This window comes from Streptomyces sp. CNQ085 (assembly GCF_022614595.1).
Classification (GTDB): Bacteria; Actinomycetota; Actinomycetes; order Streptomycetales; family Streptomycetaceae; genus Streptomyces.
This window is the reverse complement of sequence record NZ_JAJFAU010000016.1, coordinates 27,560-35,865: the sequence shown is the minus strand read 5'-3', so window position 1 is coordinate 35,865 and position 8,306 is coordinate 27,560. Positions and strand designations below refer to the sequence as shown.

The following is an 8,306-nucleotide window of genomic DNA, read 5'->3' as shown; positions in this document are numbered from 1 at the left end:
CCCCCCCCCCCCCCCCCCCCCCCCCCCCCCCCCCCCCCCGCTTCACGGTCGGCGGAGCGGATTTCGGCCGAGTTCGGGGAATCCGCCGGGTACCCGCCGGGCTTCCGCCGGGTGGGGGTACGACAGGGTCAGTGGGCGCCCGCGCGGGCCATCCCGCCTCGCCGTGCCTGCCCGGCGAGCGGCTGCGGCGCGGTGGGCCGCGTCGCCGACCGCCCGTCTCCCGGCCCGCCCGCGCCCCTGCCGGGAGCGGCGCGCCGGGGTTGCGCGGCCACGCCGTTCTGCACATCCATAACGGCGTGCGCGACGAGGCCGCCCATCGGGTCGTGCCTGATCAGATCCCTCAGCCGGGAACGGGATGACCGCCCCTCGTTGCCGGGGTAGAGGTGCTTGCCGAGGCCGACCGCGTGGGCCAGCGCGGCGAGTGCCGCGGTCCGCGGGTCCGGCGGGACGCCGGTGCGGATCGCGTTGTCGAGCCGGGCCCTGATCTCCCGGCTCACCGCCGTGTCCGTCGCCTGGTAGCGAGTCGTCGGCAACACCCCACACATCTGGCCGGATACGGCATGGACCATGCCGCAGCGCTCCAGGTGTGTGAGATAGGTTTGGCGCAGCCCGAGTCTGGGCCCGCCGATCCAGTGGACCGCGCGAACGGGGCTGCCGCGTCTGCGCAGCAGCTCCAGCGCGGAGTCCAGGGTTGGATCTCCGGTCGGCCGTGGCAGCACCACGGCTATGCGATCCCCGTCAGGGGCTATCCGTCCTGCGAGAGCCAGCTCCACGAGCTGGGCCCCGGCCAGGCCGAGGTCGAGTGACTGCGGCTGCGCCGTGGTACCCGTGGCCGGGTCCAGGGCCAGCAACAGAAGCTCCTCCGGAATTGTTCTGCGGCTCCTGCCCATCCATGCCTCCCCGCGTGGATGCATGACAGGGTGACCCCTCTCACAGAGATCTGTCGAGAGCGCCTGGGCGCTTTGTCGTGGAACCAGTAGGTATGTCGTTACCGTCTGGCAATTCAGCGGGCCCTCGCGGCCGCGAAACAGGGCCGGAGCGCCGGGGGAGGACCGGGCTTCAGGACACTGTTTACTGATATGACGAGTGGCTGAGTACCAAGCGGGAGGCATAGGTGGCGGGCAAGTCCCCCGACATTTCGGAACGGCAGACTTCGTTGGGGGAGACGACCGGAGGGGCCGGAACGGTTCCCGAGCGGGCGCGTGACCCCCGCGTGGCGCTGTACGGGGCGCCTCGGGACGAGGCCGAGGACGGTGGCGAGGAGCCCTCGCCGGACGGCGACGACCCGGCGGGAACGGCTGGGGAGGACGACGGCTCCGCCGATGACGGTGCCGGGGCTAAGGCGGTCCTCCGCGTCCCCGAGGGCAGGGCCGAGGACGGCGGGGCCGGCGAGGACGATGTCACCGGCACCGGTGACGCCGAGGAGGCGGACGGCGGCACCGGGCCCGCCGGGGAGGCTTCCGCGGCGGGGACGCCGGAGCCGGAGGACGCCGGGGGGCCCGGGGCCGGGGCGGCCGGCCAGGCGACGGCGGTCTTCCCTGCTCCCGGGGACACGGCCGGGAGCGACGAGGACCGCGAGGACGCCGAGGGCGACAAGGACCACGAGGACGCCGAGGGCGACAAGGACGGCGCGGACGCGGAGACCGGCCGGCCGGTCGGCCAGGCCACCGCGATGCTCCGGGTACGTCCGGGGGGCGCCTCCGGGAAACCGGCTCCGAACGACCCGGAGGAGACGGATCCGGAGGAGGCCGGGGCTCCCGGAAAGCCGGGGGCGGACGGGAGGTCGGAGACGAGCGGGAAACCGGGGACGGACGGAAAGCCGGAGGAGACCGGGCCCCCGGCGACCGCCGGGGATCCGGTGGAGAGCGAGGCCGAGCGGACGAGCCGCTTCGTGCCGCTGCGGTCCGCCGACGCCCCCCGCGTACCCCCGGCCGCCGTGTCGCCCGAGCAGCCGCCCCACACGCCGGGCCCCGAGCTGCCGGAGGCCGAGCGGACGAAGCAGCAGCCGCTGCCGCCGCACAAGTCTTTGGAACTGCTGGCCGAGCTGACGAACAAGCCCGCCCCGCCCGAGACCCCGGTACGGGTCGCCCTGCGGCGGGTCAAGATCTGGTCCCCGCTGGTCCTGCTGCTGGTGATAGTTCTGGCGGTCGCGCAGCTCATGCGCCCGCTGCCCGCCCCCGAGCTGGTGCTCACCGCCCCGGCCACCCACACCTTCGAGGGCGACGAGCCCACCCTGAACTGGCCGCCCGAGGGCCAGGCCGTCCTGGAGGTGGAGGGGCTCGGCTCCCTCGGCTCGTACGGTGAGGAGAGGCCGGTGCCGATAGCGAGCGTGGCGAAGGTGATGACCGCCTACGTCATCCTGCGCGACCACCCGCTCAAGGCCGGCGAGGAGGGCCCGCGGATACCGGTCGACGCGCAGGCCGAGAAGGACGCGGGCCTCAGCGCCCAGGGCGAGTCGACCGTCGAGGTGACGGAGGGCGAGGAGATCACCCTCAGCGAGGCCCTCCACGCCCTGATGATCGCCTCCGCCAACAACGTGGCGCGGCTGCTGGCCCGCTGGGACTCCGGTGGCTCGGAGGAGGCGTTCGTGGAGAAGATGAACGCCGCCGCCGAGGAGCTCGGGATGGAGAACACCACCTACACCGATGCCAGCGGGCTGCGGGAGGACACCGTCAGCACGGCGGCCGACCAGGTCGAGCTCGGCAAGAAGGTCATGGACTACGAGGCGTTCCGGGAGATCGTGAAGAAGCCCTCGTACGAGGACCGCAACGGTGTCAGCCACCGCAACTGGAACGGGCTCGTCCCGTACAACCGCGCGGTCGGCATCAAGACCGGTACGACCACCGCGGCCGGCGGCAACCTGCTGTTCGCGGGGGAGAAGGAGGTGGGCGGCACCACGCAGCTGATCGTCGGCGCGGTCATGAGCCAGCACAAGCCGTCGATCATCGACACGGTGGTGGCCGAGAGCCGCGAGCTGCTGATCTCCGCGCAGGAGGTCCTGAGGTCGGAGAGGATCGTCGCCAAGGGCGACGTGGTGGGCTACGTGGACGACGGCCTCGGCGGCCGTACGCAGGTGGTCGCGACCGAGGACGTCTCGGCGGTCGGCTGGTCCGGTCTGGAAGTGGAGCTGGCCCTGACCGACGGCGGCAAGGGCGTGCCGCACACGGCGGCCCCGGGCGACACCGTCGGCACCCTGACCGTCGGCAGCGGACCGGGCCAGGTGAAGGTCCCGGTCGCCGTCCGGGGCGAGCTGGCCGAACCGGACGCGGGGACGAGGCTGACCCGCATCCTGTGACACACGGGGCGCGGGGCCCGTACGCGGGGCGCGGTACGGACGGCGTCCTCCGTCCGTACCGCGCCCCGCGCGCGTCCGGCCGGGCCCGCCGTTACCCAGCCGTGCCCCCGGGCCGCACATGACCGGGTCCGCGGCGGTAACCCTCAAGGTCATGGCGAAGACGTGGTGGGCCGTCGCACGGGGCGTGGCCAAGGAGTTCCTCGACGACGAGATCCCGGACCGGGCGGCGACCCTCACGTACTACGGCGTGCTGTCGATCTTCCCGGCCCTGCTGCTGCTCGTCTCGCTGCTGGGCGCGGTCGGCGAGACGGCGACCCGGTACATCCTGGAGAACCTCCAGCGGCTCGCGCCCGGCCCGGCCCGCGAGATCCTGAGCGACACGGTGGGCGAGATCCAGCGCGGCAGCGGCGGCGGCGTCCTCGCGGTCGTCAGCCTGCTGGGCGCGGTGTGGGCCTCCTCCGGCTACGTCGCGGCGTTCATCCGCGCGGCCAACCGCGTCCTGGACATCCCCGAGGGCCGCCCGGTGTGGAAGCTCACGCCGCTGCGCATCGGCGTGACGCTGACCCTGATGGTGCTGCTCGCGGTGAGCGTGGTGATCGTGGTCCTCACCGGTGGGCTGGCCGAGCAGGCCGGGAGGGCCGTCGGCATGGGCGAGCAGGCGCTGCTGGTGTGGTCGGTCGCCAAGTGGCCGGTGCTGGTGCTGCTGGTGGCGGCGATGATCAGCATCCTGTACTGGTCGGCCCCCAACGCCCGGCTGCGGGGTCTGCGCACGGCGCCGGGCAGCGTGGTGGCCGTGCTGCTGTGGTTGGCCGCCTCGGCGGGCTTCGCGGTCTACACGGCGAACTTCGGCTCGTACAACAAGACCTACGGCACCCTCGCCGGCGCCGTCGTCTTCCTCGTCTGGCTGTGGCTGTCGAACCTGGCCATTCTGCTCGGCCTGGAGCTGGACGCCGAACTGGCCCGCAGGCGGGCGTACGCGGACGGGCTGCCGAAGGGGGAGGAGCCGTACGTGGAGCCGCGCGACACCGCCAAGTGGCCGAGCTCGCTGCGGCTGCGGCTGCGGCGTCTCAGGTGGCTCAGGAAGCAGCGGCGCGCAGACGGGCCCGCCCGTACCGGTCCGGCCCGGGAGCGGGCCCCGGGCCCGGACCGCGCCCCGGACGACGCGGGCGCCTCACGCGGCCGTACGTCCGGCAAGGCGGCGGACTGACGCCGGCACCCGTGGGTCGCGGCGCAGCGGGTACCGCCGCCGCAGTACCTGCCTGCGCCGCAGCACCACGGCGGCCGCGGCGATGGCGAGCACGGCCCCGCCCGCCACGGCCAGCGGAACGGTGTTGCGCCGGCCCGCCCGTACGGCGCCCGCCGCCTTGCGCCGGGCCAGGGCCTTGACGTCGGCCCTGGCCGCCAGTTCCTCGATGGTGTCGCCGAGTTCCCGGCGCGTGCGGTCGATCCGCTCACGCAGCTCGGCGGGGGTGTCCGGATCAGCGGGGATGCCCGGAGTGACCGGGACCTCCGCCTCCCTGGTGTCCCTCGAAACGCTCATCGCCGCGCCCTTCCCCTGATCTCGTCCAGGTCGTCGTGCACGCCCCGCAGCGCCCGCTCGGGCTTGGCGGGCGTGGCCCTGCGCATCTGCTGCCGTCCCAGGACCGCCAGCACCCCGGCGACGAGGAACAGCACCGCCATGATCACCAGGGCGGACAGCCACACCGGCCACACCACGGAAAGGCCGGCGATCGCGGCCGTCACACCGGCGCCCACCGCGTACAGCGCGACCACCCCGGCACCGCCGAGCATGCCGCCGCCCATTCCGGCCCGCTTGCCCTTCTCGGCCATCTCCATCCTGGCGAGTCGCAGTTCCTCCTTCAGGAGCTGCGACGTCTGCGCGGTGGCCCGTGCCACCAGTTCGCCGACGGAGTGCTCCTCTCCGGGGCCGTGCCCACGCCTGTGTCCGTCCATCCGCCGCATCGTGCTCATCGTCGTCGCGCTCCCCTCATGGGTCAGCACTCCGAGTACCTCCGCTCACCGCCCGCTAATCCGGCCTCACCCGTTCGTCACGGCGTCCGGGGTGTCGGGTTCCGTCCGGCACGGCGTCGGGGGCGGGCGGGGACGTGTCCGGGGGGACGGCGCACTCGCGCTGACGGTCCGGCGCAGCGGCCAGGACGACAGGCAGCCGGCCCACGAGGCGCGCCCGGACGCGCTGGAGCGCTCCCGGTGGCCGCTGGCGAGCATCACCGCCCTGGGGTGCGTTGGGCGCGGGCCGGCCCTCAGCGCCTGGCGGCTCACCGGCGGCTGAGCGCCTCCGCCCGCCGGTATGCTCCGTGCCTGTGCTCCAACCCGCCCCGCGCCCGAGGTGGCCGCGGGGCGGAGCGTGGGTACGGAGGGGAACGGGCCGCACACACGGAGTCGCCGCCCTCGCGGTCGGAGCGCTCCCGACGTCGCATCGCCTTCGCCACCCCAGGAGCCGAACCGCCCCCGTACCGAACGGAGTCCGCCCATGGCCCCCACCCCCCGATCCGTCGACACGGCGGGCCGGTCCCACGCCGTGGTGATCGGCGCCGGCCTCGCGGGCCTGACGGCGGCCCGCGCACTCGCCGACGCCTACGAGCGGGTGACGGTGCTCGATCGGGACGTGCTCCCCGCCGAGCCGTCCTCCCGGCGCGGCGTACCGCAGAGCCGGCAGCTCCACATCCTGCTCGCCCGCGGCGCGCAGGCGCTGGAGGAGTTGTTCCCCGGCTTCCTGGAGGAGCTGCTCGCGGCGGGAGCCACCCGCGCGGACACCCAGACCGAGGTCCACTGGTACCTCGACGGCCGCCTCCTGTGCCCGGTGCCCTCCGGGGTGATCGCGTACGGCGCGAGCCGGCCGCAGGTGGAGCACCACGTACGCGCGCGCGTCGTGGCGCTCCCCGGTGTCGCGGTCAGGGAGGGGATGGAGGTGCTGGGGCCGGTCACCACGCCGGACCGCGCCCGGGTCACCGGAGTCCGGGTGCGCTCGCGCACCGGCGGTCCGGGGGAGGAGGCAATCCCCGCCGACCTGGTCGTCGACGCCTCCGGCCGGGGCTCACGGGCGCCGGACTGGCTGGAGGAACTCGGATACCCCCGGCCGCGGCGGACGCGAGTGCGTGCCGACGTCGTCTACGTCACCCGCCACTTCCGGCGCGAACCCCACCACATCGGCGGCCGGAGCGGTGTCGCGCTGGTGCCCTTCCCCGGACTGCCGCGCGGCGGGGCCCTCGTCTCCGAGCGGAAGGACCGGTTCGCGGCCGTCCTCTTCGGCCTGCAGGGCGAGGAGCCCCCGACCGACGAGGCGGGCATGCTGGCCTACGCCGAGTCCCTGCCCGGACCGGACGTGGCCGAGGTGCTGCGCACGGCCGAGCCGCTGAACGAGCCGGTGAGGATGCGCTATCCGGCCAGCACGCGCCACCACTACGAGAAACTGGACCACCGCCCCGGCGGCCTCCTGGTCACTGGTGACGCCCTGTGCAACTTCAACCCCACCTATGGCCAGGGCATGACGGCGGCGGCCCAGCAGGCGGTCGTGCTGCGCGCGCTCCTCGCCCGAGAGCCCCGGGAACGGGACCGGAACGCCGACGGCCTGCCCCGCCGCTTCTTCCGCGCCGCCGCCGAGGTCGTCGACACCCCGTGGCTGCTGGCCGCCGGCGGCGACCTGCGCTTCCCCGGGGTGGAGGGGAGGCGCGGCCCGGCCGACGGACTGCTGGACCGGTACCTCACCCGCTACCGCGCGGCGGCCTCCGTCGACCCAGTTCTGGGCCGGACGTTCCTGTCGGTGGCCCACATGCTCCAGCCGCCCGCCCGGCTGATGTCGCCCGGCCATGTGCTCCGCGTGCTGCGCGCGTCGAGGAGGGCCGGTGATCCGGCGGGCGCGGACTCGTAAAGAAGTTGTGTACGCGACAAAGATGGCGTGCACGGGTCTTGCCCGGTGCCGGTGACCGACCAGTAGCCTGCGATCCCCCCACGGCGCGACCACTCTCCAACTCCCTATCCCCCACAACCACTTGAGGTCACTGTGAAGAAGAAGTCACTGGCCGTCGCGGCAGCCGTGCTCGCACTCGCCCTCCAGGCCCCGGCCGCGGCGGCCGCGGAGTCCCCCTCCGCCTACGGACCCGGCAGCGACCCGATCCTCTTCGTCCACGGCTGGAACAGCGGCGGATCCACGTGGAACACCATGGCCGGCCGTTTCCGCGCCGACGGCTGGCCCGCCGGCCACCTGAGGCAGTGGAGCTACACCTCCAGTCAGTCCAACGCCACCACCGCGCGGCAACTCGCCACCGAGGTCGACCGGCTGCTCGCCGCCACCGGGGCGAGCAAGGTCGACGTGATCACCCACTCCATGGGCGGCCTCTCCTCGCGCTACTACGCCAAGAACCTCGGTGGCGCGGCGAAGATCGACGCCTGGGTCTCCCTCGGCGGTCCCAACCACGGCACCGACATGGCCAACTGGTGCTTCCAGACCTCCTGCATCGAGATGCGTATCGGGTCGAGCTTCCTGAACTCACTCAACTCCGGTGACGAAACACCCGGTTCGGCGCGCTACGCCACCTGGTGGTCGCCCTGCGACACCGTCATCAACCCCGACAGCAGCGTCGCCCTGTCGGGCGCGGTCAACACCAGAACCGCCTGTCTGTCGCACTCCGGTCTGCTGAACGACGCCACGGTCTACGGCCAGGTCCGGGACACGGTCGACAGCTGACCCCGGCGGACGTTCCCGCACCGGCCCGCCGACGCGGGAACGTCCACCCCGGCGGGGAGCCGGGTGAGCACCGTTCTCCCACGTGTGGGGGAACCGCGGGCCAGCACCTGTACCGGAGACGCTCTCTGCCTCACTCTTGCCGAAGACCCCGGCTGCCCGCCGGTCACGGCGGACGGCAGGCTCGCCGGCGTCCCGGGGCACCACGCCGCCGCCGAAGTCCCCACCTGACACGTCCCACGCGGTGGGACCGATGACCACCGTGTCCTGGGGCGGGGGGGGGGGGGGGGGGGGGGGGGGGGGGGGGGG

General features: G+C 73.9%; 8 protein-coding genes. 5 read left to right on the top strand and 3 right to left on the bottom strand.

Annotation, left to right across the window (positions count from 1 at the left end; translation table 11 throughout):
- Window positions 1-128: 128 nt before the first annotated feature.
- Window positions 129-890: a GPP34 family phosphoprotein gene (locus LJ221_RS05350; RefSeq protein ID WP_241714212.1), complete on the bottom strand. Its 762-nt coding sequence runs from the start codon at window positions 888-890 to the stop codon at window positions 129-131.
- Window positions 891-1,213: 323 nt separating this feature from the next.
- Between LJ221_RS05350 and LJ221_RS05345 the strand changes: the two genes are divergently transcribed.
- Window positions 1,214-3,295 (top strand): serine hydrolase, encoded by a 2,082-nt coding sequence (locus LJ221_RS05345; RefSeq protein WP_241714197.1) that lies wholly within the window; start codon window positions 1,214-1,216, stop codon window positions 3,293-3,295.
- A gap of 151 nt (window positions 3,296-3,446) precedes the next feature.
- Window positions 3,447-4,502, top strand: a complete 1,056-nt coding sequence (locus LJ221_RS05340; protein ID WP_308314725.1) for a YihY/virulence factor BrkB family protein — start codon at window positions 3,447-3,449, stop codon at window positions 4,500-4,502.
- Here the strand turns inward: LJ221_RS05340 and LJ221_RS05335 are convergent.
- Window positions 4,467-4,835 (bottom strand): DUF3618 domain-containing protein, encoded by a 369-nt coding sequence (locus LJ221_RS05335; protein ID WP_241714192.1) that lies wholly within the window; start codon window positions 4,833-4,835, stop codon window positions 4,467-4,469. The two genes, LJ221_RS05340 and LJ221_RS05335, sit on opposite strands and share 36 nt — an antisense overlap.
- The gene (locus tag LJ221_RS05330; RefSeq protein ID WP_241714190.1) at window positions 4,832-5,248 is read right to left on the bottom strand and encodes a phage holin family protein; all 417 of its coding nucleotides are present in this window, start codon (window positions 5,246-5,248) and stop codon (window positions 4,832-4,834) included. Before LJ221_RS05330 ends, LJ221_RS05335 begins: the two co-directional genes overlap by 4 nt.
- Before the next feature lie 109 nt (window positions 5,249-5,357).
- Here LJ221_RS05330 and LJ221_RS05325 point away from each other — a divergent pair, with 109 nt between their 5' ends.
- From LJ221_RS05325 to LJ221_RS05315, 3 genes are all read left to right on the top strand, one after another.
- On the top strand, window positions 5,358-5,585 hold the full coding sequence (locus tag LJ221_RS05325; protein WP_241714187.1) for a hypothetical protein: 228 nt from the start codon (window positions 5,358-5,360) through the stop codon (window positions 5,583-5,585).
- A gap of 201 nt (window positions 5,586-5,786) precedes the next feature.
- Window positions 5,787-7,184 carry an NAD(P)/FAD-dependent oxidoreductase gene (locus LJ221_RS05320; protein ID WP_241714185.1) on the top strand — a complete coding sequence of 466 codons (1,398 nt, stop codon included), beginning with the start codon at window positions 5,787-5,789 and terminating at the stop codon, window positions 7,182-7,184.
- 132 nt (window positions 7,185-7,316) lie between these two features.
- Window positions 7,317-8,000, top strand: coding sequence for a triacylglycerol lipase (locus LJ221_RS05315; RefSeq protein WP_241714183.1), 684 nt, complete (start codon window positions 7,317-7,319; stop codon window positions 7,998-8,000).
- Window positions 8,001-8,306: the final 306 nt, after the last annotated feature.